Origin of the sequence: Faecalibacterium sp. BIOML-A4, assembly GCF_009679665.1 — a bacterium.
GTDB lineage: Bacteria > Bacillota > Clostridia > Oscillospirales > Ruminococcaceae > Faecalibacterium > Faecalibacterium taiwanense.
In genome coordinates this window covers 109,045-135,251 of sequence record NZ_WKZG01000007.1, presented here as the reverse complement: position 1 = coordinate 135,251, position 26,207 = coordinate 109,045, and the positions used below count along the sequence as shown (strand labels likewise).

Below are 26,207 nucleotides of genomic sequence, written 5' to 3'. Positions count from 1 at the left end.
CGGGGCTGCCTATGCGCCCCGCCAAATCTGCTTAACCAAATATAAAATCCTTTAAGGCACTGTTTGCCCCGCCAATGATCCCTACCAGCCATGCAGCCGCCAGAGGCAGACCGTATGGACTGATAAGAAAGGCGATCATAAGCCATGCAAGACCCGGCAAAAATCCTGCGACAAAGAACAGCACCAATGCCGCCAGAAAGATGATCCCGGAAAGAATCCCAAGTACCGCACCGGAAAGAACCACTAAAAACTTACATACCAGATAAAGAATCCCCGTAACCAGCATAAAGGGAAGTGCCAGTAATTTACCTATCAAACGCATACGCTTTGCCTCCTTTCAGAAGGGCATCTGCCCTTATAAAAATTTTACCGTGACGGCAAAAAGAAAGCAACGGCTTTCCGGCTGTTTATGAAATGTTTGCAAATCCCCGGATCAGTTTATCCATGCCATCCCAAAGGTTGTCCAGACGGGTGCGGATGTCCTCTATATCTGCGGCATAAATACTGCCGGTCTCATTGGCCCGTCTGGTATATTGGTTTAAGTTATTGGAACAAATGCGGAGAAGCCGGATCATTTCTTGAATGTCTCCCATATCAAGGTGAATGATGTAACCGTCTACGGCCATCTTTCGCAGATATGCCGACAGGTTGGTAATGCCAAGTTCCGCCATGCGTTCTTTTACCAGTTCGGCCTCCGCTTCGGACATGACAAATTCGACGCGGACGGATTTTTTGTTATGCCCGCCCTTCATCGTTCCAACCCTCTTTTATGAGATGAGACCTCTTGCGTCGAAACCGCCGTCTTTGCTTTTTTGAGTTTTTCCCGCAGGGTGGTCTTTTCCAGCTTATCAAGATATTCCTCCAGATTTCCGGCTGTCGCATGATGGCTGCGTTTGAGGCGTTCTCGTTTTAGAATCATCATCAGCTCCGGCTCATTTTCTGGCAGATAAGTCATTGCTTTAGGGGCTCCATGCTCTGGCATAAGCCGGTTCATAAATTGTCTCCGTTCCTGATAGGGAATCGTGATAACATTTCCATCCTCAAATGCAACGGCTACATTTCCGATTGGACAGGTCAGCTTTTTCATCCGTTCCACATGTTCTCTGTAATTTAGCGGATAGAGATCGCCAAATATTTTTCCGTCCCTGACTTCTTTCAAAGAAATGGCATAAGCCAAAACAGGATCATTTGTCTGTTCCTGGTAAAACCGCCACACTTTGTTTTCATGGCTGCCTTCCAGATAAACTTCCCATTCACGCAGGGTATAGGTTCCGCAGGGGCGTGACATCCAAAGAAGCTGTTTATCCTCTGAACGGTCTGACACAGCCAGTTTTGAGATCAGTTCTTTATCCAGGTCAAAGTCCTCTTTATAATGTTGGGTATGAAGATCTACGATACGGGAAAGAGCACCCAGAAGATCTACATCCTCAAATCTTACCCCGGCCATCAGCGTTCCCTTTCCGGCACAAGAGGGATCATCTGCCTTGCTTCATGTTCCGGTTTGTCTGCTTTCAGACGGTCCATCAAAGACGGCTTTGTTTCCGGCACCAGCTCCCGGATTTCTTCATCCGTCTGTCCATCTGTCAGATCCGGGCGCACAGGAGGTTCGTTGTTCAGCCTGCCATCCAGCATATTGTAGTTACCGGTTTGTCCTTCCTCATAAAGTTCCGCATTGCGAAGATAACTTTCCGGCGCCTGAAACGGCTGTCCGGCAAACAGGATTTCTCTTTGGGTGGTAAACTGTGCAAGGACGCCATTTTGCAGTCTCGCAAATCCTTCATACTGGCGCAGGGTAAGCCCTCGTTCCAGCATTTCCGTCTGGGTATGCGCCCAGCCTTCTCCATAAAGAAAATAATACATGTCGGGCTGATCACAGACAAAACACAGGGAACCGTCCTGATTGTCATAGTAAGATGGCTGCATATCCTGGTAATGGCAGCGTTCCTCACGCCCCAAATACACACGGTTGTCCGCACCCAGCATAGCGACCATACCCACGTAATTACTATGAACCGCAGAGCGGATTTCTACCAACGGATCTGTTTGAGAAGGAATCTGTCTGCCCGGAATCTCATTTTGTTTTTCCGCTGCATCATTTCTTGGTGTCACTTCTTCATGGCTGCGTGCATCCAGCTCCGATTGAGATGTTCCTTTCCGAACAGCACCGGGTTCCGGTTCTTTTTCTTTCACATAGTATCGGACATTTGCTGTCGTATGCTCGTTGGCTTCCTTTGCATAGTTTTCAGCATCGGCTTTGCTATCAAATTCCAACGGTTTTCCATTTTCCTTGCACCAGCTTTGTGCCGGTCCGAAAATAGAAGTGCTGCTTCGTACCGCCCATACACCATAGGTCAGTTTCTTTTCCATTCCGCATCCCTCCTTATCGTTCCTGCTGTTTGGAAGTTTGTTGTTTTTTTACCGAGTCTACCGGTTTTGTTGCTTTTAGCTGCTGACGGAGAGAATTCTTATGCTCTGGTTCGGAATCTGTGATGTTGACATATTCGCCAATGATACAGAGCGCTTCTCCATAACTGCCGGAAGCAAATACCCGGTCAGACATCTCTTTTGCCTGTTCTTTCAGACCATGCTCCCGCAAAGTACGGGAAGCAATACCCAGCAGATTAAAAATGTTCCCATCTGCTCCGATCAGTGGACAATCCGGTTTATCTGCCAACGCTTCCGGTGTTTCTATAAATCCGCCTAAATAATTCGGCACAAAGTCCGACAGCCATGTGCCGCCATAGACTTCATGGGTCTGTAAACGCCACAGGGCAAGTTTTCCTATATCCAGTTTCACATCATCAAACGGGTAAAGCAAACAGGTTAGTTCGCCGAGCTGAAAAGCAGCCACATTCTCAAACTGACAGCCATCTTTCAATATGCCTGCATGTGTCAGCATTTCATTGATCCCGTCCACCCACTCTGTCAGATCCCCGCCACAGCCCTGTAAAATCAGCCCTTCCTTATCTGACATACGGCGAAGGTCCTCTGCAGTAATCGTGTTGATATTCAAAAAATCGCCTCCTATCGTTTTTGTTAAAATATATGTTTGTCCGCAACTTAACCTCATTTCAAAGCACCGGAGTATTCTTATACAGCCCCTTAAAAACAGGTGCGAAAAACCCTTGAAAATCAAGGACTTTTGGGGCTAAGTTGCGTACATATCATAGTTGGTTTTGCCGCTTCCTGCGTTTGCGTTCCCGCTCGAATTTCCGTCTTGCATAGATCCGGCAGGCATCAGAACAATATGCCTGGCTAGTCGTAGGAAGATATGCTTTTCCGCACACAGGGCATATTTTCTGTCTCATGGAGGTGTCCTCGCCGGTAATGGCTGATTTCAGTGCTGCATCCACCGGCAGCACCGCTTTTTCAAAGTACCTGCAATAAGCGCCGGTCCACCATTTATTCAGCATATAGCAAGGACTGTCCAAAGGAAGGCAGATCTTATCCTGAGAGTCATAGTTAGCGCAAAGCTCCGTAACCAGCTTTCGGATCGCAACCCGCTCCGAGCGGTTCAATTCTCTCTCTGCCATAACGCCTACCTTTCCGGGGCACTGCTTTGCCGGCCGCTGGAAATTCCGGTTGTATCAGTAACATTCCTGGACTGTGAAAGGGCATCGGCGATAGAGTTCCGCTTTTTTTGTTTCGGTTCATGGTAAATAAAAAGTTCGTTTTCTCCAGGCACATACAATAAGCCATTTTCTTCGCAGCGGAAAACATCACATTCTTTGTCGGTTGCGACGGTATAAAAGCCTTTGTAATCATAAGGTGCTTTTTGCCGATCCTGATAAGTACACAACCCTAAGTTGGGGTCACTTGCCAGCCGTTTCGATATGGCGAAAAAGTCGCCTTCTTTTTTGTGAAATTTTCGTATGGGCGTGAAGTGATAACCGCCATATTCAAAGGTTTTTCGATCGCTCATTTACGCCTGCCTTTCTTTATGGGAAATTCCAGCTTGAAATTTACATATTTACCGCCGGTATCATCCAGGATCACTTCCACATCATAGGTCTTTCCTGTTTTTTCACTGTAAAGCCCGGACATAGAAATACGGCCCTCTTTCAAAAGAGCCGCTGCCACAGACTTTGTGATGGACTTTTTCTTGCTGGAAAAGAAACGGTTATCTTTCCAAAGAGCAAAACAACATTCCCTGTTGTTGCAGAAAAACCCTTTCTTTCCTTCATATACCGGGGCGCCACAGCGAGGACATACCCCCACGGCTTCATGTGCAGTTTCTCTGGAAGAAGGAAACAGATCCGCAAAACATTTCTCCGGGGCGGTATGTTCTTTTACCAGCGTCCGGCTCATATCTGCAATCTGATCCATAAAAGACGTTGCCGACAGTTCGCCATGTTCCACTTGTTTCAGCATAGATTCCCATTCTGCAGTTAAGATGGGAGACTTGATATTGTCCGGCAGGACTGCAATCAGGTTCCTTCCTTTTTCCGTAGGAATGAGCTGCTTTTTCTTTCTCTGTACAAATCCGGCAGAAACCAGCTTTTCCAGTGTTGCCGCACGGGTAGCCGGAGTACCCAATCCTTTACGCTCGGCATCTTCCGGCATATCTTCCGCACCGGCGGTCTCCATAGCGGACAGCAGCGTGTCCTCCGTATAATGTTTCGGCGGTGAAGTTTTCCCTTCACGGAGACTTGCTGACACAGTTTCAAAAGTCTGTCCTTCCTTCAGCACAGGGAGAGCAGCATCTTCGTTTTCTCTATGTTCCGTTTCACTCTGCCTGATACTCATACGGTGAATCCGTTCCACCTCTTTCCAACCGGACTGTAAGATGGTCTTTCCTTTTGCCGTAAAAGTATATCTCTGGCAGTCTAACATAGCGGTGACCGCTTCAAACCGGTTTGCCTGCGTTGTGGCACAAAGCAGTCTGACGGCAATCAGGGTAAGCACATCCCGCTCCCCGGAAGGAAGCTCTGACAGGTCTGTCCGTGCAATCTCCACAGTTGGAATGATGGCATGGTGGTCGGTCACTTTGCTGTCGTCTGTTACCCGGTCAATGTCCGGTTCTCCGGCGCAGCCTTTTCCAAAGGGCATATTGTCACGCAGCCACAGGATCAGGGAAGCGGCGGTTGCCTGCATGTCCTTCGTCAAATACTGGCTGTCCGTTCTCGGATAGGTTGCCAGCTTCTTTTCATAGAGAGATTGCACATAATCAAGGGTCTGTTGAGCCGTATAGCCATAAATACGGTTACATTCCCTTTGCAGAGTTGTAAGGTCATAAAGGCGGGGAGGCTGTATGGTTTTTACCTGCTTTTCCACAGAACGCACAAAAGCGGAGTTGTGGTCACAGTCCATACGGATTTTTTCAGCCTCGGATCGTTCCGTCATTTTTTCGCCGGAAGCAGTAAAACCTCCGCAGGTGATCTCCGGCACATAAAAAGGCTTGCTGATGAAGGATTCAATATCCGACTCACGCTGTACCAAAAGTGCCAGCGTCGGTGACATAACACGGCCGACATTTAGTGTGACACCATACAGGACAGAAAAAAGCCGGGTGGCATTGATCCCGATCAGCCAGTCGGCTCCTGCCCGGCATACTGCCGCATCATAGAGCTTATCGTAATCACTGCCGGGACGGAGATGGTCAAAACCCTCACGGATCGCCGCATCCTCCATACTGGAAATCCAAAGGCGTTCCATAGGCTTATTACATCCGGCATATTCATAGACCAGACGGAAGATCAGTTCTCCTTCACGCCCGGCATCCGTAGCACATACCACAGAATCCACTCGTTTGTCCTTCATCAGCCGGCACAAAAGAGCAAGCTGCGTTTTCTTATCCTTTGGAACTTCATATTTCCAGTTTTCCGGCAGGATCGGAAGATCCTCATACCGCCATTTGGCGTACTGTTCTTTGTAAGTCTCCGGCTGTGCCAGTTCCAAAAGATGTCCCACGCACCAGCTCACCAGATAACCGGAACCTTCGAGATAACCATCTTTTCTTTCCGTTGCGCCTAATACTGCTGCCAGTGACATAGCAACAGAGGGCTTTTCTGCAATCACAAGTTTCAATTTTTATTCCTCCTTCATAGTTTCAAATTCTTTATCCGCAAGTTTTCCGGTTTGCATAAGACACATCAGCATAACGCCGGAAGCCATTCCTCCGGCAAAGGTAAGGAAATGTGAAATCAGGTTCCACATAAGCATTCCTCCTAAAAATGGGTAAAGAAAAACGCCCACTTCAAAGTGAGCGCATCAACAGGTATCTATTTTGTTTTTGGTTTCAAGTGATCCGGCAGGACGATCTCTCCAACCGGGATTTCCCGCAGTTCCTTTTTCATCCGGTGGGTGAAGCGAATCGTCTTTGCCGTACCGCCGGTTTCCCGTCCGTCATATACAGCGATCACTCGGTCGGAGTGCTCCACCATATAGCGGTTTCTGTGGGAGTAGACGCTTGGGAGATATTTTTCCTGTATGACAACAACATCCGCACAAGCCTCCAGCAGTTCACGGGTTCTTGTTTTCTTATTCAGGCTGTCCAGACGTTTGCGGTAAGGGATCACTGCGATCAGCTCCAGCGCCGGATTGGTCTGCTTTCTTTCCAACACCAGCTCTGCAAAATACTGATCCACGCCATCTGCAAAGCTACTCATAAAACAGGTAAATCCATCTGTAACGGCAGCATCGATCTCATGTTCCAAAGCGGCTTTTATTTTGTTGATCTCATTCTGCGGTAAATCCCTGTGTCCGGTAACACAGCAGGTCTTTCCTTTCATCGGTCATCCCTCCATCTGATAGGTAAAATTCTTCACTTTTCACATAGTAATAGATTTTATTTAGCAAGTCAACGATAATACCCTTTTTCTCTTTGCGGATAATAAAGGGGTGTAAGGTACAATCTATTACAGAATGGGAGGTGAAGGCGATGTATGAAGATTTTGTCCCGGAACGATTAGCGAAGCTGCGGACACAGAAAGGAGTTTCCGCACGCGATATGTCTTTATCGTTAGGTCAGGCAAACAACTACATCAATAATATTGAGAATAAAAAGTCACTTCCCGCTATGCAGTCTTTTTTCTACATCTGCGAATATCTGGGTGTGACACCGCAGGAATTCTTTGATGAAGGAAATACCTACCCGGAAACCTTAAAGGAATTCATTGCAGAGGCAAGACAGCTTGATCCTCAATCCATGCAATATATCCTCGGTATTATGAAAGAACTCAATAGCAGAAAGTAAGCGGTCACGGTAAAGGCCGCTTTTTTCGTGACTTTCTTTATTATATTTTATAATGTTCTCGAAATGTCCGCTCCCTATACCGATAAGTATTCAAAAACTGTTCCCCAAACAGCCTTTTTCTATTCGCCGGTACTGCCAAAGCTGCCGGTTCCTCGTTCTGTTCCCAGATCGGTTACAAAATCCGCAATGACGATCGGCGTGATCACAAGCTGCCCGATACGGGCTCCCTTAAAAAGAGACTGCGCCTGATTGCTTACATTGCTGATGATCGCATGGATCTCTCCACGATAGCCGGAATCCACAGGCGGCAGTTCACAGACCAGACCTTTTACCGCCATGCTGGTACGGGGAAAGATATATCCCGCATATCCATCCGGTATTTCCAGTCCAAAGCCAAGAGGAATTTTGGCGATTTCTCCGGGCTGTAAGGTACAGTCATAGGGCAGATAAACATCCGCTCCGGCATCATTGCCATGCGGACGGTAAGGACGCTGGTGCTCCGGTACGCCAAAGTCGATCAGTTTTATTTTCATCGGCAGCCTCCTTCCCAAAGAGCAGGATAATCTTTTTCTAAAATATCCTCCGGCGTCATATCTGCCTGCAGTTTTCGCCCGCAGGTCATTTTACCTTCCAGACATCGATCCATCTGACAGAAAGGCCCGGTCAGTGACGGGGCAAACAAGGCAGGGCTTAGGTCATAAAGTTCTTTCCAGACCTTTAACAGCACGATCCTTGTTTCATCTGTATTTCTCCGGCATACCCGCTGGCTGATGATATGTTTCCACTGATAAGGGGTGGCGCTGATGAGCAGTACATTCCGTAATCCCTGGGGCGTGGCATAGCCGGCCGCATCGTGCCCGCTTCCGGCAGTGCACAGGGTTTCATAACATTCCATGCTTTCATTACAGCTTTTTAAGTACAATTCCCGTACCACTGCCGGAGCCGTCATAATAGAATACGGGACAGCGAAATCCGCCTGTCCCGTATAGTTGCTGTACTGCAGCGATGCACTCATAAATTTTACTTCGTTCTGGTGGCGGGTGATCTGCGCCAGAAAACGCCTGCTGGCGCCGACAATGGCTACCGTGATCACCGCAAATTTCTGGATGGTAGGATGGGGAAGCGCCCCCATAGCTGCTACTGTCTGAACGCTGAATGATTTTTCGTAGAGCTCCATCAGGTCGTCCATTGAGGCAATCTTATGTCCCTGCTGGGTAAGCCTTGCCGCAAAGACCATGTTTTTTTCTGCTTCCGCTACCGCCTGGCAGTTCAAAATTTTTACTTCAATCTGTTTAATTGGTATGTCCCTCCTTTACAATCGCTTTCAGTAAGAACAGATAGTTAAGACTGTCTGTGATCTTTTCGTCCCATGTGTCCATCGGATAAACTGTTTCCTCGGCAAAGCACATATCGTATAGAGAAACAATATGCTTTGCCAGCATACCGGCAAGGGCACGCTGGGGCGTTGTATGCTGTAAAGCTGCCGCTGCCTTAAATGCACCCAGCCGGTCCGGGGCATCCCCGGTGTATTCTTTGGTTTTTCGTTTCAAGGTATCAGCACAGAGCCGTACCTGTTCGTCAAAAACGGCATTGACTTCATTTTGCGTAATATAGCATCCCTCCTTTGAAAACAAGAAACCGGCTATTCTAAAGCATCTTAGAATAGCCGGCAAATAAACGGATATGTAATTGCTATAGTGTATTGATCTCTTTTTCCAGTTCCCGGACCGCTGCTATGACTGTCTCAAATGTCGGAACATCTCCATACAACATATCCTGCATAGAGTTATAGTCCGCTTCCAATGCTGCGAACCGGTATTCCGGCGGGAGTAATTTTAATGTGCCCGGCACAGCCTCCGGGTACTTCGCCCATGATCTGGGATAGAATTTCATTTTGAAATCTACAACTTTCTTCAGGAGATCCAGCCTGGAAAAAGCAGCTTCTTTGACCGGTGTTGCAGCCATGCGGTAGAGATCATAATAATGTCTGGAATACCGCTGCGGCATTTCCAAATGTTCCGGTCTGTTCGCTTCATGGTGCAGGATTGTGGCTTTTTCCCAGAAGGTCCGTTCCGGGGCAACGGTAAGGATTGCAGTTTCTTTTTGCTCAAAAATCTTCGGATAATATTTTGCCGCGTATGGTTCGATCTGCGCTGTTTTTGCAGGAGTCCACGCTGCCAGCGCACCAATCTCTAAACGGATCACCTGTAAGGTCGCCGTATTTGTAAAAAGGTGCGGATAGGCGAAAATGACCGTCTGTTTATCCTTTTCATCTATGTAGACATTTGCTTCACAACCGATTTCCTGGGATAAGCCGGCTTTGACTGCCGGGCAGAATGTTTCGGACAGAAATACCTCCGCACGCGCATTGGCTTCTTTGTTAAAAGCATCCTGTTTTGTATTGGAACGTTTCTCCCATGGTTCATCTTTGCCATATCCCAATACACGCCAGTCCAGAATCAAATCAATATCTTCTGAAAACCGGCTGATCAGGTGAAAGGCTTTTGAAAGGCTGGTACCGCCCTTAAAGGTGATGGACTCTTTCCATGGTGAGCGGTGAAATAAATAATCCAGCGTAAAACATACCCAAAAGTCTTTTTCTACAATGGCATCATTCAGCCCCATTTTATCTGCTGTATTTCTGAACAGCTCCCTGCGGTCGTTATCTGAAAGTCTTGCTATATTTCTCATTGTACCTTTTCACCTCCACAAATCTGCCGTATCGTATCGTAAACCCAATCCGTAGACTCGGTTGCTTCCTTCAAACAAGCCTGTTTATCCTTGGCTGTCAGTTTTTCGGAAAGCATCTGTATGACTTCTGGCGTAACATTCGATCTGCCAAGCGTTTTTAATGCCTGTATAACCAAACTTGTCATATAGGACAATCCGGTAATCTCTTTATTGGTCCGGTGCTTAAATTCCAGCTTTGTAGAGTTCCACTCGTAGGTCTTATATGGACCATCGCTGATATAGGACCATACTGCTGTTACCTGTGTTGAAAGACCTAACAGGTTCAATGCTGTATTCCCACATGGGGCAATCGTCCAGTGATAACTTCGTGCCAATGCGTTCGCCACCGCTTCCGGGTCTGCCGCCACATATTCATCCAGAAGTTTGCTATATTTTGGTTTTTCATAAACTCCTTTCAAAATACGGCGCAATGTTCCTGATTGCACTAAACGACTTAAACTTTGACGAATAGTGGATGTATCTGCAATATCCGCAAAATCAGACATCACAAAAACAGTTCCATCTTCAAGAGAAAGAACACGCTCTCGTATTCGTTTTGTATATCCGTTGTCCACAATACCGCCTCCCTTCATGTCACGAATATTATATATTATTCGTGACATGATTGCAATAGGTCCTATTCCTCTTATTTTGAGTGTTCCCATTAAAAATCTGATTTATACATCAAAAATCAAAAATTTTGCAAGGCAGTACAGTTTTCATATATGTCACATATTTTATATATTATTCGTGACATCAGGCAGTTGGCAGGTAGATCCAGTCGTGCATCAGGCACACGCTGGGTTCATCCTCCCTGGGAACCAGACGGTAGGTACATTCCCCATAGACCGTGCGTTTGTCCTCGATCTCCATGCCATAGGCTTTATAAAAGCGGTATTCCAGATTGGAGATAATACAGCGCAGGGTTTGCAGAGCCTCCCTCTGAGCTGATACGATCAGGTCACGGTCAATGCTGCGCTTCAAAAACAGCAGCGATTTGTAAAGCTGTACCTCTGTGCGGTAAGGGCGGCAGTCTTTCGTTTCCAGCCATCCGCAAAAAGCGACCGGTCCGCTCTGGATCACACTGCGGTCCGGGTGATAATACTCATAGCAGTCCAAGTTTGCCGTATTCAGAAGATAGAGCATTTCCCGGACTTCATTTTCCGGCATGTCATAAAACCGCAAAAGCGAGCGGTAAAGATGGACATAGCCGAGAATGGAAATCATGGTATTTACCATAAAATAAAATCCTCCTTGTAAACAGCAGGTGCGGGAGCTTTTGCCCCCGCACCGTCTAGAATCTATATTTCGTTATCTACTTTCACGAGTTTTCCCATGACAAGGAAGCGTCCTGTGCCGCCCGGCGTACAGGTAGAAAGGGTCAGTACCTTATCGCTGCAGATCACAGTCACATCACTTTCCACCGCGGAACGTTCCTTCATAGCTGTAAGCCAGGTAGTATAAGCACCGTCATCCTTCCAGGAAAGCTGCCAGGGAGAAGTTTCACTGCCGGATTCTTCCGGCTTTGCTGCAAACGCCGCAAAGATCTCCATGACATAACCACCCTTCGGAGTAACGAGATACATCTGCCTGTGGGTATCAAAGTAACTTTGTTCATCGTACCGGTTCAGCAGAGCAAACATGGAACCATCCCGCATATTATGGCCGTAGACGATCGTATTGCGGTCTGAAAAACCTGCCTGATTTTCATAGTCGGCAAACAGGCAGCCAACCTTGTTGTAGGTCCCGTCATAAAGATGGTTCAGGTAATACTCGTTGTTGTCAGTCTGCGTCACCGGATAATTGAGCACCGTATCAGGAAGGGAAAGCCATCCGATGATGTCCGGTCCATTTTCACGGAGCGCTTCAAAGTCTACCGAAGGCAGGACAATATCGGCATCGTCCTGTTTTGTTTCCGTTGGATCGGTTGCCTGTTCCGGGGAGGCTGTCTGCTCCGGTACTTCCACATATCCGGCAAGATCCTGATAGGCATCTTTACTCTCGGCATACTGGTTTAAGTCACGGAACACCAAAAAACCGCTGCCAAAAGCCACCAGAACGCAGAGTGAAAGGACAGAAATCCCGACAGCCGTTCTTTTCGGGGAAGTCCTGCTGTATTTTCCCTTTTTGAAATAATACACAGCAAATACGCTGCCGCCAATCAGTGCGGCTGCCAACAGTCCGCCATATAGGAAAATATACGGATCATCCCCGGTCTGCGGTACCGGCTTTTGAGGGGTGGAAGGATTGGACGGAACAGAAGGTTTTTCCGGCTTCCCCGGCTTTTCCGGTTTTTCATTAAAGAACTGGACCGTAGATGTCTGGTCAGCTTTGATCTCCACCGTAGCGGCATCAGGGATGATGTAATCCTTGCTTGCCCGGTTTGCAACTTCTGTTACGGTATAAATACCGACACAAAGGCCCTTTACTTCAATTACACCGGATTTTGGAGTGGTGAATGTCTCGCAGTAGGAGCCGTCCGCGCTCTTGACCTCGATGGCAAAACCATCTTTGCGCCCGTCGCTGGAATCCTTTGTGATCTTTAAGTTGCCACGGTAAGCCTCATTGGTAAATCCGTGCCCGGCTTCTCCATTTTCCACAACTGCGACCTGTCCATCTTCTGTGATGGAAAAATAGTAAGCGTTTGGATCAGGCTGATAGCCCTCCGGCGCTTTGCTTTCTTTTATAAAGTAGCCGCCAGCCAGAAGGTTTTCCGCCGTATGATAGCCTGCATCGGTTTCTTTCAGCGTACCGATCTTTTGATCGTCAGGATCATATTCCTGGTTGGCGTTGGAATCCGCATACAGGTCGAACACCGCACCGGGCAGGAAACGCAGGAAAGAATTCTTGTCTTTCTTATCCTCCTTTTCCACAGGGGAAGGTCCTTCCACAGCTTCGGTTTTAGTTACCTGCACACTGCCGCGGATCAGGGTGTTTTCCACACGGATCTCAATATGCTGTCCGTCTGCACCGATATATACATGGTGCTGCTGCGGGCTTACTGTATAAAGGTCAGGGGCAGAGATCTCCTTGACGATCCAGTGTCCGTAAGGAATATTCTCAAAGGAAAAACTGCCGTCTTTTCCGGTAACAGCAGTAAGCAGTGCATTTTCTTCGGTAAATTCTTCTGTATCAGGTCTAAACAGTCCCATGAGCGCACCGGCCAGCGTGACATCTTCGCCGCCTTCCGGGTTTTCCCCAACTTTTACACCGTCTACACGCCCGCGGAGAAGTTCATTGGAAACAGCCTTGCCTTCATTGACAAGGATCTGTACCAGGGCGGTTTCCTGTCCGGCATATTCAAAGACGACCGGATATTTCTGATCCGAAAGGATATAGGCGCCGTTGGTCGTGCGTTCCTTGACATAATAGCTGCCAAAAGGCAGGTCGGAGGCGAAGGAAGCACTGTAACCGCCGGATTCATCAGACGAAACAGAGACCACTTCCAGAAGTCCATCTGCCGGGATCACGCTGCCATCTGCCGCCGTCAGGTCTGCGGAAGCATAAAGTCCAAAGGAAATATCCTTATATTCCTCGTTCATGCCAAGACCGAACAGGTCATTGGTCTCCATTGCCTTGAAAAGTGTGACATCCACTTTCTGTCGTTCGTCATAAAGACCTGTTGCTGCCTGTGTGACCTCCACGGTCTCACCCGCATAGGTCAGATCCACATATTCCGGTTGAGGATTCAGCACACAACCGGAAGGAGCCTGACGTTCCTCCAGACGATAACGGCCAAGATAGAGAAGCCCGCTTTTCGCTGTGCCGTCCTCGCCGGTCGTAAGGGTTTCCACAACCGTATCTTTTGCTGCCCGCAAGGTACCGTCACCGGTATAAATATCTTCATCTGCGATCACGTCATAGACCGCTCCCGGAAGTCCGGCAGTCTCATACACAGGCTGGTACAGTCCGTCGTTTTCCTGGATAGAAGCAAATACTTCTCCGGTCTTTGTGATGGTAAGCTGGCCTTTCTGCGGCATATTGTACTGAGTGACCGTCACAACCGCCTCGCTGCCGTCAATGGTAAACGGTACCGGCTGATCGGAAAGCACATAGCCATAAGGGGCAGCCACCTCATAAAGTTCATAATCCCCGGCGGCCAAAGGCTCCGGCAGCATCAGCCAGCCCTCGTCAGAAACATAGAAGGTATCCAGTGTTTCCGGGTTCGGATAGTAGACGGTCTGGGTGATAAATTCCCCGGTGGAAAGATCCTTGATCTGAAAACCGGTTCCGGTCACAGGGATAATCTTTCCGGTCTCTGCGTCACATTTTTCAACTTTCAGACGGGCTGTGATGGTGCGGTTGTTCAGAATATAGCTATAAGTCTTTCCGTCAGAGGAAATGAATACCGTAAAGTCCGGGACAAAGGCTTTGCCTTCCTCGCCTGCGATCTGATGGACCGTATAATGCCCATAAGGAAGCGGTTTACTGGAAGCAAAACCATCCGCATCCGTGGTAAGAAGGTCACGTTCACTTTCCTTTGCCGCGTCATAGCTTCCGGCTGCCTTTAAGTAAACTTCAAAGACTGCGCCTGCTTCCGGGCGTTCGATGATACCGGCATTGGGATCGTCGGTATTTTCGTCCTCAGGCACATCCGGGTCCAGGTCATCGGTGTGCTTGACAAGCTGGATATTTCCGTAAATAACCGTTTCCGTCACCTGATTTTCTGTGGTATTGAGTTCCACTTCATACTGGGAAGGGGATGCACCCACTTCATAAATAGTTTCATTCAGAAGATACCCGGTGCTCGGTTCGATTTCCCGGATCGTCCAGCCATCCCCGCATACATAATAGCGGGTCATAAAGCTGCCATCTGACCCGGTAGTATAAGTGTCGATCAGTTCGCCATCACGGAAGATCCCATAGGTCGCCCCTGCAAGAGTGGCATCCCCCTGAGCATTTCCGGTGTCAGCATCACTCTTTACCACATGGACGCGGAATTTCTTCAAGATATTGCTGAAATGTACCGAAGAAGTCTGCCCGCTTTCAATGGTCACGTACTGTGCGGAAGGGGTCACATAGCGGTCCACCGGAAGTTCTTTTACCAGATAGGTTCCCGGCAGGAGCTTCTTTTCAATCTGGCCGTTTTCTCCGGTCGTAACTTCCTCATTGACTTCATTTCCCAAAATGTCCGTACCGGAGATATGGAAGGTGATACCGGAAACAATGGCGTCCTCACTGGTCTTGACAAGTTTTGCAGTACCGTAAGTTTCCGTTTTGATCTTTACAAAGAAGGAAACCGGATCGCTGGCGCCGGTCATCATGGTCTGGTAGCCGGGTCTGCCCCAAATCAGCATGTCGTTTGCCACCGGGATATTCTTTCGGAATTCAAACAGCACCGGGTCCATCATCATCTGCCTGCTGGTAAAGGTGTATTCATTTCCGTTTCTTGTCACAGAAACGCCGCTGCCTTTCAAAGCCTCCAGGTCGATCTTCAAGTTGTTAGTATCTGTGACCGTCAGGGTATAGACCTTTTTTTCAATATCCCATTTCAGTTCCAGTTCCGGTGCTTCGCTTTTCTTAGAAGAAGTAAAGGAAGGGACTGTGGAATGGGAAGCAACCTGTGCCAGAATCCAGTCATAGGCTTTTTCTGCCGGTCGTCCGGCGATCACGCTAAAATACTGGTCGGCGTCTGCGTGGCCGTTTCCGTGGCGGCTGTACGGATCGCTTCTAAGCTGCTGCTGGTATTCCCAGAGGATGATCTGGGTCGCCATCTTATAGTCGTCCTCGTTGATCCCGGAAACAGGGAGCGCCGCACCGGGTTTCCAGCCATAGATCGCAGTCAGGGTGATCCCCCTCCTTGCCTCGGCAGGAAGCAGGTTCAGATATTGGCTGTTGGTCCCGCTTTCTGAAACATAGGTGTTTTCCGAAGTATGGTAAGGAATCCCGCTCTCCACACAGTAAACCTGGTGGCTGATCCCGTCAGAATCCGTCAGCATATAATGCCGGTAAGCATTGCCCCCGGAACTGGTGTGTACGTCGATGGTTCCGTCTGTATGGTAGGCAAGATAGGTGTAAGGCGCCGGGGCGCGGTAGTGGTTCCCATCAGAGCCTACATACTGGTCGCCCAGCCAGGAGCTTGCCGTCTGTCCGACAGACATGGCAAAAGCCTGAGCCGGAAGAAGCCCCAAAATGCTTGCCATACAAAGCAAAAACGCCAACAGCTTGCGAAAGCCGCGGCGTCTGGTTATGATATGTTCCATGAAAAAATCCTCACTTTCATAAAATCTAAAAGGACAGCCTTATTTGCTGTCCTTGTCGTCAAAATCGTCCTCGGAAAGATATTCCGGTTCCCCGTATGCCTCATCCGGGTCAAAGCCTTCGCCATAACCGTCATCCTCAAATTCCGCATCGTCCTCGGCCTGCTGTTTCGGACGCACGATTTTTACATAGTAACCGATTCCGCCGACCGCAAGTAAGGCAACAAGGATAAACAGGATCGTGCCGACGCTGCCGGTTTCTTTCTTCGGCTTTTCCGGTTCTGCCGGTTTTTCAGTTTCCGTCGGCTTTTCTTTTCCTTTGCAGCCATTTAAGTCATTTTTGCAGACCGGGCAGCCGGTATTGACTTTTCCCGCCTCACATTTTTCTGTGCAGCTGCAGCTTTCTTCCTGGGGAATCATGCTCATGCTGCCATTGTTCTTTTCTGCAAGCGCCATCAGGTCGGACTCTGTGACGCCGTTTAAGAAGTAGACATTGTTATCTTCCCGTTTCCCGTCGATCACCAGATAAAAGACATTGCCCGCGTCCGTAGTGATGGTGTAAAACTGTTTTTCCCCATCCGTACCACTGATGTTGTCCTGTACCGTTCCGGTGCCTTCCGGGGTAAATGCACCTTCCGGGACCGCAGAAGTATTTTCCTGCTGTCCGGTACTGTTATCTGAACCGGAAGAATTTCCGCCGCCGGAAGGAGTTGCAACGTTTGAGCCGGAAGGTTTTTCTTCCTTAGGCGGTTTTGTCTGTGTACCGGACGGACTCTGGGGTGCTGCCACAGCAGGTTTCTTTTCAGGAGCCGGTTCTTTGTAATACGGATTATCCAGCTTTATCGCATCAGAACGGTTTCCTGCATAATCCTTTGCGTATATGCTTACCTGTTTTTCTGTTCCTGCATAATCTTTTAGTGCAACCGACGCTTTCCCATCGGTAAGGGAGTTGATACGGTTTTCATCAACAAAGACCGCCTCCACGCCGGATAGATCGTCACTGCTTTCTATTTTCAGGGCATCGCCCTCCAGGGAAGCAGTCAGCGTTGGCGGTGTGGTGTCTTTGGAACCGCCGGCATGAGCCGTTACAGGTAATGCGCTGACACTTACAAGAAGCGTAAGCGCCAGCAGCAGGGAAAGTTTTTTAAGCCTCATGCACATCCTCCTTCTCCTGCGGTAAAATAGTTTCCGAAGGGGCCGCCTGCTGTGATTTCAAAAAATCCGCAAGCTGCTGGGGCGTCAGTTTGAAACTGCGCGCCACCGCCACATAATCGGTATTTTCCAGCTCCGTTTTCTGTTCCTCCAGCTTATGGAGCTTTGCCTGCATTTCCGCAATCTTTGTTTTGGTCTTTTCAATTTCCTTTTCCAGTTTTTCAATTTTAGGATTCAATTTATTACCTCCAATCTGTTAAGGCAGACGCCCAAATGTATAAAAATGCTGCTGCCAGTAGCTTGTATTGATGTTGGCATAAGAGATCGGGTCTCCGCAGTGGATCATCATTCCATTTCCTACATAGATCCCTACATGGCTTGCGCCGCTGGTATTGTAGGTCCCCTGGAAGAAGATCAGGTCGCCCGGTTTTGCATCTGCGCTTGATACCGGCGTACATACACCTAAAAGACCGTCCGCAGTCAGCCTTCCGAAATTCCAGCCGACGCCGCAGTTGTTGATCACCCAGGACACATAGCCGGAACAGTCAAAGGAAGTGGAAGGGCTTGCGCCTCCCCATACATACGGATAGCCAAGATATTTTTCCGCCTCGGCCATCATTGCAGCAAACTGTTCATCCGCAAGGGCTTCCGGTGGAATGTCATAATCGAAGTAGTTTCCTGTGCCGCCTGAACCAACTTCCGGCAGGTGCCGTTCGCTGGTATCGCCGGTATCAGCAAAATACAGGGGATTCAAATACTGACCGTCAACCAGGACTTCTAAATGCAGGTGGGGACTGGTGGAATTTCCGGTATTCCCGACCTTTGCGATCACATCCCCGGCTTTGACCTCCTGCCCGGCAGAAACAAGGATCTGGGAACAGTGCCCGTATTTTGTCGTCAGGGTATGTCCTTCGTATGCCTTGCCTTCAATGGCAACACATAAGCCATAACCGCTGGCATTTCCCGCAAGGGTGACTGTTCCGTCATGCCCGGCAAGGATCTCTGTGGCCTCCGGCATCCCGATGTCCACACCGGTGTGATAGTTCTTTTCCCCGCTGATGGGATGTACCCGGTAGCCGTAGTAGCTGGTCACATAAGGGAGCCAGTTGGTGCCAAAGACATTTTTGACATACTGGCGGTTTCCTTTTGTCTGCAGCAGGATCTCGCAGATCTCTTTCTGGTCTGCGTTCATCCGGGAAACGACCAGGTTTTCCAGAGGTGTGACTGTGAGCTTGACATTTAAGATGCGCCATTCATAAGGCACTTCCTCCTGGGTTTCTTCCCCGGTTTCCGGGTCAACGGAAGTTTCGGTGCGGTAACGGATCTCGGTTTCTTCTGAAAAGGACAGGGTATATTGTTCCTGGAAAAGCTGCCGCAGCACGCTTTCCACTTCATCGTAAGTAAATCCCTGATAAGCAGAAGTCAGATACCCCATCAGCACATACGGGTCATGCTCGATCGCACCCAGGTTATACCGGTATTCGTCATAACCGGGGCGGTCTGATTCCACCCTGTCTATTTCCATTTGCAGATCTGTTTCCCACTCGGTATAGGTAAGCTCCGCCTGATTGATGTCCTGATCGTCTGCAAGATAGGTAGAAGCAGCCAGACTTCCCAGACCGCCGGTCCCAATATTGGAGAACGTGGAAAACAGGGACATGATCAAGAAAATTACCAAAAGGAGAAGCAGGAGGACAAGGCAGATCATAGGGTGCCGTTTGACCGCATGGACAATACCGACGCTGACCCTCTCTGTTGCGACTGCGGCATTTTTTGCCTGTTTCCCGGCTTCACGGGCAGCCTTGGCATACTGCCTTTTCAGTTTTTGTTTCTGCCATATCCGGGCAATCGCATGTTTCTTCAGCTCCGGGTGGTCGCTAAGAGCCTGCCGGTAGGCAAGTCTTGCGTTGGCCTTTGCTGATTTTTGCTGTAATTTCGCTGCCTTTCGGTAGGGGGCAGTTTTATGCCGGTGATATGCCGTGCGAAGCCCCGCCTCGCCCACAAGTTCAGAGCGGTGGGCTGCCTTGATCCCCACATTTTCATCCTCTGCCTCATAAATCTTTTTATGAGCGTAACCAATGGCAGTATTGGCGCCCGCCTTGACCGGACGCAGGGGTACAGGTCCTTTTACATGGGCCTTTTGGGATTTAACCTCCTTTTCAAATTTTAAGTGTTTTTTGGCTTTTCCGGTCTCCGGGTCGGAAACCGTCTCCATGCGCAGTTTCTTCCGGGCCGGCAGACGATTTTGCGCCTGCTCTGCTTTTTGTGCAGTCCGTTCCGCCTTCCGTCTTGCATGGGTGAGCTTTTTATCCTTTGTCTCCGGTGGCAGTTCATCCGCAGTAAATTCCAGCTTGGATGTTTTCGGCGGTTCGCTATCCACACCCTTTTCCTTTTGTGCTGCCTGTTCCTCCGCCTGTGCCGCTTCCTGAAAACGCTGCTGATATTTGTTCCCATGCTGATGTGTCCGATAACGATGTCCCTGACCGGATCTGTCTGTGCCGCTCGGTGGGGCTGATCCTTCGGAAGAAGGTGCATATTGTCCGGTATCATGGTCTGTCACATCCTCTGTTACAAAAGAACGCCTGGAAACCTCCTGCCGGAAATTGCTTCGTCCGTTGTCCTGTGTCGGGGACTCTGTTCCGGTAGCATCCGGTATCTCAAAGCGATCCGAAAAAACATCCAAAGCGGCCGCATAAGCATCGCCCTGTTCCAGCAAGGACACCGGTGTTTCCGGTGATAGCTGGGAAAATTCCGTCTGTACAGGGATGTCCTGCCTGTGTGTCTTGCCGTTGACAGAAGAAGGGGTGTCCCGTGCCCTGCGCAGGTCAAAATCCTGTTCGGTCTGCCTGGCTGCCGGTTGATCTTCCCCGTGGGAATCACGCACCGGCATCCGGGTATCTTTGCGCTTTCTTTGAAACTCCCTGTCGTGTGCCATTGTTCTCACCTCCGATCCATTTTAATTTTTGTCTCACGCTTTGGTCCCCGCTATTTCATCCGGTCTTGTGGTAAGCACACTGTACAACAGTGTGTCCTTCGGGAAGTGGTCCACAAAGGGGATGATCACATTTCCAAAGAACAAAAGCCCCTCGCCGGGACCGGAATGGGTCACATAGGAAAGCTGGTGCGGGGAGATTCCCAGCTGCTTTGCCAAAATCTGACGGTCTCCCTGGGCCTGGTTGAGCATATAGATAAAGTCCGAGTTCTCAAAAATGTTCTCGATCTCACGGGAAGCCAGAAGGTCCTTGACGTTCTGCGTTAAACCTGATGGGATTCCGCCCCATTTACGAAAGCGTTTCCAGATCTCCACGCTGAAACTTCCTGTCTGCCCTTTCAAAAGAAGGTGGAATTCGTCGATATAGAACCAGGTTGTTTTATGTTTGGAACGGTTGGCCGTAACACGGTTCCACACCGCATCCTGCATGATCAAAAGCCCGATTTCCTTTAAGGCTTTTCCCAGTGATTTAAGCTGGAAACACAGTACCCGGTGTTGATCCATTTGGATATTGGAACGGTGGTTGAACACGTTAAGGGAACCATTGACATAGATTTCCAGCGCAGTTGCGATATTCTGTGCCTCCGGTTCAGACTGTTTCAAAAGCAGCTCGTAAAGATCGCCTAAGATCGGCATATTTTCCGGGCATGGGTCCTGCAGGTATTCCCGGTACACCAGTCTGGTACAACGGTCGATGATCGTCCTTTCAATAGGGGAAAGCCCTTCTTTGCCGCCGATGATAAGGTCACACAGCGACAGAATAAAATCACTTTTCAAAGTGATCGGGTTTTCATCATCGGAATAGTCCAGATTGATGTCCATAGGGTTAATGTAGTTTGTGGAAGTAGGGGAAATATCAATGACCTGCCCCTGGGAACCGAACTGCTGCACCAGCGGCCCATACTCATTTTCCGGGTCAGCGATAATGATGTCGTCCTCCGTCAGAAGGAACACATTGACGATCTCACGCTTGGCAGAGAAAGATTTACCGCTTCCTGGGGTACCGAGAAACAGCCCATTGGGGTTTTTCAGCGTTTTTCTGTTCGCCATGATCAAGTTATTGGAAAGGGCGTTCAGGCCGTAATACAACGCCTCGCCCTCCTGGAACAATTCACAGGTGGTAAACGGTACAAAGATCGCTGTGCTGCTGGTCGTAAGCCCGCGCTCAATTTCAATCTGGTTCGTACCAAGAGCAAGCGAGGACATAAGCCCCTGTTCCTGCTGGTAATCCAGCCGTTTTAAGGCACAGTTGTATTTCTGTGCCACACCCGAAGCGGCAAAAATATCATTGAACAGCTTTTGGCGTTTGGCAGCGATATTTTCCACCAGTACCGTCACAAGGAACATGCGCTCATTGCGGCTCTGTAAATCCTGCAAAAGATTTTTTGCTTCCTCTCCATAGGTGGCAAGGTCGGTGGGAATGATGTCCATATCATACCCGGATCGGACCGCTTTCTTTTGTTCCTCAATGGTCATTTTCTGCAGGTCCGACATTTTACGCTTGATGTTTCGGATTGCCTGTGCCTGGTCGATAGACTGAATATGCAGGTTGACAGTCACGGCGTCGTTTAAGTCAAGAAGATCCGCTAAAAGCCGGTCAGTAAGCTCCGGCGCCAAAATCTGCAAAAAGGAGACGGCACCGGAATGGTCGCCTACCCGGAATGTCTTTCCATCCTTTGAAAAAGACAGCCCGGATGGGGAAATGAAGTCTTTGGTAGAAAGACCGGTCTTAGGCAGATCCGACCACTGGAAATGAAACTTTTCCTGACCGTCCGGGTGAAGCTGGCCGTGAAGAAGTTCCAGACGTTCCAGTCCGTTTAAGGATCTTGACTGGACTCCAAGGGTTTTGAAATTTGCCAGCACATCCGTTTCAATGCGTTCCAGACGCATTTTCGCAGTACGCAGGTCATCTGCCTCGATCCCAAAGGTAATGTATTTGCGTTTGGTGAGACCGTTATTTCCTTTCTGCAACTGGTTCTTTAACATATCCCCGTATTCCTTGCGGATTCCGTCATACTCGTCGCCGCGGGGAGGGATTTCAATGCTTCTGGTAAAATCCTGCATATTGGCCCGCTGGTTGATAAAGGTAAGCTGCACATGGATCGAAGCATCGAAGTAATTTAAGAAATCGCAGTAACCCTCGAAGATCTGTGCTTTATCATCTGCCTGTGCAAGCTGATAGTTAATATCAAAAAACTGTACCGTTTTGGTGTAAAGGGTATCGGTCAGCCGGCAGATCCCATCCCGGTACATTTCACGGTAGGGAATGCTCTGCTGGACCGTCTGCGGGGCATCTGCTTTCAGCCCGGCAAAAAAGCCGCCTTTTTTAGACGGCTTGGAACGGGCAGACTTAGTTTTGCCCTGCTTTGCATCGGCTCTGGTCTTTTTGGCCTGCCTGATATTTTTTTGCAGACGCTTTTCCTGAGCTTCCTGCTGCTTGTTTTTTGGCAATCTTTGTAACCTCCTTCTTTGACATAGATTTATACAGGTTATCCGTCCTGTATGGACGGTTCTTCGGCCAGAGCTTATAACGGAGCCGGTTCTTCAAGATCTTTTCTGCCGGCTGTCCGTCACGCTCATACATGGCGAAGAAGAAAAAGGGCATCATCAGCCCGATCATCAAAAGTACAGCCGCCGAATTGCCGATCGCCCCGCGGGTAAAGAAATACACCGGAAGGCCGACAAGCCCGGCAAGACTGAAACAAATAAGCTGGCGCTTCGTCAGATTGAAGGCCAGCTTGGTTTTAACTTTGGTTAAATCCTTTGGTACAGGTACATAAGGCATCTATACACCTCCCATCGTAATATAGTTTCCGGCCCATTACCGTGCACCGAATTCGCGTACCGGTTTCTCCGAAGCCGGACATTCCCGCACTTCCTGAGCCGCATTTTGCAGCCGTGCCAGGACAGAAACAGCCGGTCCTCTCTGACACAGGTATTCCTGGCTGTCTCGGATTCCGGCAATATTTTCCCGAATATCCATATCCACGTCGAACACATCCGAAACCGGTAAAAGCCAACGGTCTGCAAAGTATTTCAAAGGATTCTCAAGCGCCAGCACATCATCCAGCATTTCATCCCCGAACTCAAACTTTGTTGTCAGATAGGAATACGCCTCCTGCATGGCTGTAATTTCAGCAGCTTTTTCAATTAAGGATTCCTTATCTCTTGACATAAGGCTTTCCCGGTAAGCAAAGTAATTCTGTCCCAGCCGTTTCATCAGGAGTGTATATTTGTCCTGTGCGGAAGCTTCGCTTGTGAAATGTTCAAATTTTTGCTCTGCATCAATTTCTTTGAGAAGATCGCAGATCGGGAAACTGTGTTCATGGTTATTTTCTTCCCAACACCATCGGGCTACATCCAACGGGTCCTGAAAAGAAAGAAGCGCCTCTACTTCCGCCGGAGTAAATACATGCTCAACCTTCAGATAATAGTGGAGTTCCGAAAGTCCCTGTAACTCGTAAATACTGCCGATGTTCTGTGCATCCAGCATATCCGCATGAACCTTCAAACACTCGTCCAACCGTTCCATAAGCAGCGGCTTTGCATCTTGTTCTATCAAAATCACCCCTTTCGCTCCGGCATAGTCAGCGTACAGTTCACTTCATTGCCCCATACATCCCAGCCGGGTGTCTTTTGTCTTGCAAACAGTTCCACTCTGGGCTGATCGCCCATGAGTTTTACGATCTTATCCCGCACCTCGTCCGGTTTCTTGCTGTGCTGCTCAATATGGGAGATCACAAACTGATGGATTCCCGCACACTGGCGTTTCGGTCGGCCTCTGGTTGCCAGCAGGCAGACCTCCGCATTGGATCGGGTCCAAAAGCCCATGCCATAAAACCAGCTATCCGCTTTCCGGTTCTGTTTGAGCCATAGAAAAGCCAGCGTTTTATATTTGAACCCCCAGGCGTCGATCACCCGGAAGGCTTCATTGAGCTGTGGGAAGGTCGCCCACAGAAAGAGAGCGCTGTCTTTTGCGGCAAGTTCCGATACCGGCAGGGCACAGATTTCTTCAATGCTCATCGTGGGGTAATGGTTTTCCGCAACGCCGCTTCCATGTTTCCTATCATAGCGCCAGGGCGGATCGGCATAGATAATGCCGTACTGTTTCGTTTCCGGCATTAGCGAGCCTGCTCATTCTTAGATGGGGCAGGTTTGGCCGGCTGTTCTTTGACCTTACCGGCATTTTCCTTCAATGCACCGGTCAGGGAAGGTTTTTCCGCAGCTCCCTTTGTTGCTTCAAGAGTTGCTTGCAAATTTTCAATAGCCTGCCCATACCCATCGATCAGAGCGTCATTAAGCTGTTTGCGGAACTCTGCCGTAACCGGCCAGCAGACATCTTTCCAGTTGCCTCCCTTATCCTGGGTTGCGGGCATATTGACATACAGCCCCTTTTCACTGGAACAGATACGGAAGCCGTCAATCTTAAAGCATCCGCCAATCGTAACATTGGCAAACGCCAGCAGGTTTCCCATTGGGGCGATCGGACGCACGCGGACATCCAGCTTCATGCCGTTTGTCATTTCCGGCGTCTGTGTCTCCGGCGCCATTTTTTCTGTATTGGTTTTACTCATATATAAAATCCTCCTTTTTAGAATTGGTTTTGTTCATGCTATCTTGCATTAAATATGGATTTGGATAACGAACCTGTCTTAAACAGGGCAAAGGCCAGCAGTACCGTATAACCCGCCGTTCCCCAGATCGCGCCGTGCACGTCGCCGGACGATGGGATAGACTGGACCAGCACTGCATAAATGGCAACACAGATCAGAATCAAAAAACCCTGAAAACCCAGGGCAAAAAGGGAACGCAGATACCCGGTTCCCATTTGTCCCCATTCCCGGTTTGCCATTGTGGAAAACGGGATCGGTGCAAGGCTCACGGTTAAATAAATCTCGATCATACGGCCATATACAATGACAAAGATCACGATGGACAGTATCCACATACACAGATTGATGATGTTGGTTTCCAGCCACAGTCCAATCAGTTCCCACATTCCCATTGCTTCAAGCTGGGTTTCCAGATCAGACAACGCCGCCTGCACATCCAGGTTCCCGTTTATGACACCGGCACTTTGCGACACCACATTTTGGGCCACATCAAAGACCGCCATCACAATCGTAAAACAGTTGGTGAGCAGGTAAGTGGCAACAAAAGTCTTGAAAATCCACTTGAAGATGTTGAATGTATCGAATTCGTGCATGTTGTTCTTTTCGAGAATCATCTGGATCAGTTCATACACCAGAACAAAGGTCAGGATCATGCCCGCAATGGGAATGACGACGGTTTCCGAAAGATTTTGGATCATGGAAAATACGCCGCCATTCCAGCCCTGCGGGGTCTGTCCTACTTGATTTGCCACATCCGCAACCTGATTGTTGACGGAGTTGAAAATGCTGGTGTACTGTCCGGTGATCGCATCGATCAAGCCCTCTTTAATCCAGTCTGTTATCCGTTCAAACAGACTGCCCATAAATCAGCCCTTAACCGAACAGGCCGGAAAGCAGCGGAATCAGCGTTGCACCAACCAGAGCGATACCTCCGCCTGCCATAAGCTGCTTGATCCCCTGGGATTTTGCACCTGGGTTATCATTTCCGTAACCTTCGAGAAGGTTTACAACACCCCATGCGCCCAGACCTGCGCCCAGGGCGATCACAAGGATCTTCAAAGTATCAATCGCGCTTGCAAAAAATGCCATAATGTTCCTCCTTTAATTTCAGAAATTTTAATTTGTGATATGGCCGTATCAGGCCGGAAACAAAAAAAAGCCGCCGCACTGTTTTTAGAAAAAAATCTGTTTCAAACAGCACGGCGGCATGGGGCAGGAAGAATCCTGCGGTTATTTACTTTTCAGGGAGAATCACGAATCCTCAAAAAATCCTCCTTTCATCATGACAAAAACAAATCCTGCCGGGGCATCATGCTTTGACAGGC

At 48.9% G+C, this 26,207-nt stretch carries 28 protein-coding genes; 1 reads left to right on the top strand and 27 read right to left on the bottom strand.

The features are described from left to right. Positions 1–31 precede the first annotated feature (31 nt). The 10 genes from GKG34_RS06735 to GKG34_RS06690 all read right to left on the bottom strand — a co-directional run bounded on the left by GKG34_RS06735 (position 32) and on the right by GKG34_RS06690 (position 6,731). Positions 32–322, bottom strand: coding sequence for a CD1845 family protein (locus GKG34_RS06735; protein ID WP_005361132.1), 291 nt, complete (start codon positions 320–322; stop codon positions 32–34). An 85-nt stretch (positions 323–407) separates the two neighbouring features. Continuing rightward, positions 408–752, bottom strand: coding sequence for a plasmid mobilization relaxosome protein MobC (gene mobC / locus GKG34_RS06730; RefSeq protein WP_154255845.1), 345 nt, complete (start codon positions 750–752; stop codon positions 408–410). Next, positions 749–1,447, bottom strand: a complete 699-nt coding sequence (locus GKG34_RS06725; RefSeq protein WP_154255844.1) for a hypothetical protein — start codon at positions 1,445–1,447, stop codon at positions 749–751. Before GKG34_RS06725 ends, mobC begins: the two co-directional genes overlap by 4 nt. Further along, positions 1,447–2,367, bottom strand: a complete 921-nt coding sequence (locus GKG34_RS06720; RefSeq protein WP_154255843.1) for a DUF4316 domain-containing protein — start codon at positions 2,365–2,367, stop codon at positions 1,447–1,449. Before GKG34_RS06720 ends, GKG34_RS06725 begins: the two co-directional genes overlap by 1 nt. A gap of 13 nt (positions 2,368–2,380) precedes the next feature. Then, on the bottom strand, positions 2,381–3,013 hold the full coding sequence (locus GKG34_RS06715) for a hypothetical protein (RefSeq protein ID WP_154255842.1): 633 nt from the start codon (positions 3,011–3,013) through the stop codon (positions 2,381–2,383). Positions 3,014–3,164: 151 nt separating this feature from the next. Further along, the gene (locus tag GKG34_RS06710; protein WP_154252842.1) at positions 3,165–3,533 is read right to left on the bottom strand and encodes a cysteine-rich VLP protein; all 369 of its coding nucleotides are present in this window, start codon (positions 3,531–3,533) and stop codon (positions 3,165–3,167) included. A gap of 5 nt (positions 3,534–3,538) precedes the next feature. After that, positions 3,539–3,922, bottom strand: coding sequence for a hypothetical protein (locus GKG34_RS06705; RefSeq protein WP_154252843.1), 384 nt, complete (start codon positions 3,920–3,922; stop codon positions 3,539–3,541). Beyond that, positions 3,919–6,027, bottom strand: a complete 2,109-nt coding sequence (locus GKG34_RS06700) for a DNA topoisomerase 3 (protein WP_154255841.1) — start codon at positions 6,025–6,027, stop codon at positions 3,919–3,921. Before GKG34_RS06700 ends, GKG34_RS06705 begins: the two co-directional genes overlap by 4 nt. 3 nt (positions 6,028–6,030) lie before the next feature. Further along, complete coding sequence (locus tag GKG34_RS06695; RefSeq protein WP_081017347.1) at positions 6,031–6,156, bottom strand: DUF3789 domain-containing protein; 126 nt, start codon at positions 6,154–6,156, stop codon at positions 6,031–6,033. Between the two features lie 65 nt (positions 6,157–6,221). Continuing rightward, positions 6,222–6,731: an SLOG family protein gene (locus GKG34_RS06690; RefSeq protein WP_005361115.1), complete on the bottom strand. Its 510-nt coding sequence runs from the start codon at positions 6,729–6,731 to the stop codon at positions 6,222–6,224. Between the two features lie 149 nt (positions 6,732–6,880). Between GKG34_RS06690 and GKG34_RS06685 the strand changes: the two genes are divergently transcribed. Further along, the gene (locus GKG34_RS06685) at positions 6,881–7,195 is read left to right on the top strand and encodes a helix-turn-helix transcriptional regulator (RefSeq protein ID WP_005361112.1); all 315 of its coding nucleotides are present in this window, start codon (positions 6,881–6,883) and stop codon (positions 7,193–7,195) included. A 119-nt stretch (positions 7,196–7,314) separates the two neighbouring features. Here GKG34_RS06685 and GKG34_RS06680 read toward each other — a convergent pair whose 3' ends face one another. The 17 genes from GKG34_RS06680 to GKG34_RS06600 all read right to left on the bottom strand — a co-directional run bounded on the left by GKG34_RS06680 (position 7,315) and on the right by GKG34_RS06600 (position 25,971). Further along, entirely contained in the window at positions 7,315–7,728 is a 414-nt protein-coding gene (locus GKG34_RS06680; protein WP_005361111.1) for a deoxyuridine 5'-triphosphate nucleotidohydrolase, read from the bottom strand. Then, positions 7,725–8,492, bottom strand: a complete 768-nt coding sequence (locus tag GKG34_RS06675; RefSeq protein WP_265191154.1) for an FAD-dependent thymidylate synthase — start codon at positions 8,490–8,492, stop codon at positions 7,725–7,727. The genes GKG34_RS06680 and GKG34_RS06675 overlap by 4 nt, the downstream gene beginning before the upstream one ends. After that, positions 8,488–8,745: a hypothetical protein gene (locus GKG34_RS06670; protein ID WP_154252913.1), complete on the bottom strand. Its 258-nt coding sequence runs from the start codon at positions 8,743–8,745 to the stop codon at positions 8,488–8,490. The genes GKG34_RS06675 and GKG34_RS06670 overlap by 5 nt, the downstream gene beginning before the upstream one ends. Positions 8,746–8,887: 142 nt before the next feature. After that, on the bottom strand, positions 8,888–9,886 hold the full coding sequence (locus tag GKG34_RS06665) for a nucleotidyl transferase AbiEii/AbiGii toxin family protein (RefSeq protein WP_005361105.1): 999 nt from the start codon (positions 9,884–9,886) through the stop codon (positions 8,888–8,890). Then, the gene (locus GKG34_RS06660) at positions 9,883–10,500 is read right to left on the bottom strand and encodes a DUF6088 family protein (RefSeq protein ID WP_040446582.1); all 618 of its coding nucleotides are present in this window, start codon (positions 10,498–10,500) and stop codon (positions 9,883–9,885) included. Before GKG34_RS06660 ends, GKG34_RS06665 begins: the two co-directional genes overlap by 4 nt. A 181-nt stretch (positions 10,501–10,681) precedes the next feature. Beyond that, complete coding sequence (locus GKG34_RS06655) at positions 10,682–11,164, bottom strand: hypothetical protein (protein WP_154255840.1); 483 nt, start codon at positions 11,162–11,164, stop codon at positions 10,682–10,684. Between the two features lie 62 nt (positions 11,165–11,226). Beyond that, positions 11,227–16,128, bottom strand: a complete 4,902-nt coding sequence (gene srtB, locus GKG34_RS06650; protein WP_154255839.1) for a class B sortase — start codon at positions 16,126–16,128, stop codon at positions 11,227–11,229. 39 nt (positions 16,129–16,167) lie between these two features. Further along, positions 16,168–17,280 carry a DUF4366 domain-containing protein gene (locus tag GKG34_RS06645; RefSeq protein WP_154255838.1) on the bottom strand — a complete coding sequence of 371 codons (1,113 nt, stop codon included), beginning with the start codon at positions 17,278–17,280 and terminating at the stop codon, positions 16,168–16,170. After that, complete coding sequence (locus GKG34_RS06640; RefSeq protein ID WP_040446576.1) at positions 17,270–17,515, bottom strand: DUF4315 family protein; 246 nt, start codon at positions 17,513–17,515, stop codon at positions 17,270–17,272. Before GKG34_RS06640 ends, GKG34_RS06645 begins: the two co-directional genes overlap by 11 nt. A gap of 18 nt (positions 17,516–17,533) precedes the next feature. Beyond that, complete coding sequence (locus tag GKG34_RS06635; RefSeq protein WP_154255837.1) at positions 17,534–20,212, bottom strand: CD1108 family mobile element protein; 2,679 nt, start codon at positions 20,210–20,212, stop codon at positions 17,534–17,536. A gap of 33 nt (positions 20,213–20,245) precedes the next feature. After that, complete coding sequence (locus GKG34_RS06630) at positions 20,246–22,720, bottom strand: VirB4-like conjugal transfer ATPase, CD1110 family (RefSeq protein ID WP_173015228.1); 2,475 nt, start codon at positions 22,718–22,720, stop codon at positions 20,246–20,248. After that, positions 22,620–23,054, bottom strand: coding sequence for a PrgI family protein (locus GKG34_RS06625; RefSeq protein WP_015542953.1), 435 nt, complete (start codon positions 23,052–23,054; stop codon positions 22,620–22,622). Before GKG34_RS06625 ends, GKG34_RS06630 begins: the two co-directional genes overlap by 101 nt. Positions 23,055–23,090: 36 nt before the next feature. Further along, positions 23,091–23,837 carry a hypothetical protein gene (locus tag GKG34_RS06620; protein ID WP_265191433.1) on the bottom strand — a complete coding sequence of 249 codons (747 nt, stop codon included), beginning with the start codon at positions 23,835–23,837 and terminating at the stop codon, positions 23,091–23,093. Further along, positions 23,834–24,391, bottom strand: a complete 558-nt coding sequence (locus GKG34_RS06615) for an MT-A70 family methyltransferase (RefSeq protein WP_029731790.1) — start codon at positions 24,389–24,391, stop codon at positions 23,834–23,836. Before GKG34_RS06615 ends, GKG34_RS06620 begins: the two co-directional genes overlap by 4 nt. Beyond that, complete coding sequence (locus GKG34_RS06610) at positions 24,391–24,843, bottom strand: SpoVG family protein (protein ID WP_015542955.1); 453 nt, start codon at positions 24,841–24,843, stop codon at positions 24,391–24,393. The genes GKG34_RS06615 and GKG34_RS06610 overlap by 1 nt, the downstream gene beginning before the upstream one ends. Before the next feature lie 38 nt (positions 24,844–24,881). Continuing rightward, positions 24,882–25,745 (bottom strand): VirB6/TrbL-like conjugal transfer protein, CD1112 family, encoded by an 864-nt coding sequence (locus GKG34_RS06605; RefSeq protein ID WP_154255836.1) that lies wholly within the window; start codon positions 25,743–25,745, stop codon positions 24,882–24,884. Positions 25,746–25,755: 10 nt separating this feature from the next. After that, on the bottom strand, positions 25,756–25,971 hold the full coding sequence (locus GKG34_RS06600; protein ID WP_005361081.1) for a Maff2 family mobile element protein: 216 nt from the start codon (positions 25,969–25,971) through the stop codon (positions 25,756–25,758). Between the last annotated feature and the right edge of the window lie 236 nt (positions 25,972–26,207).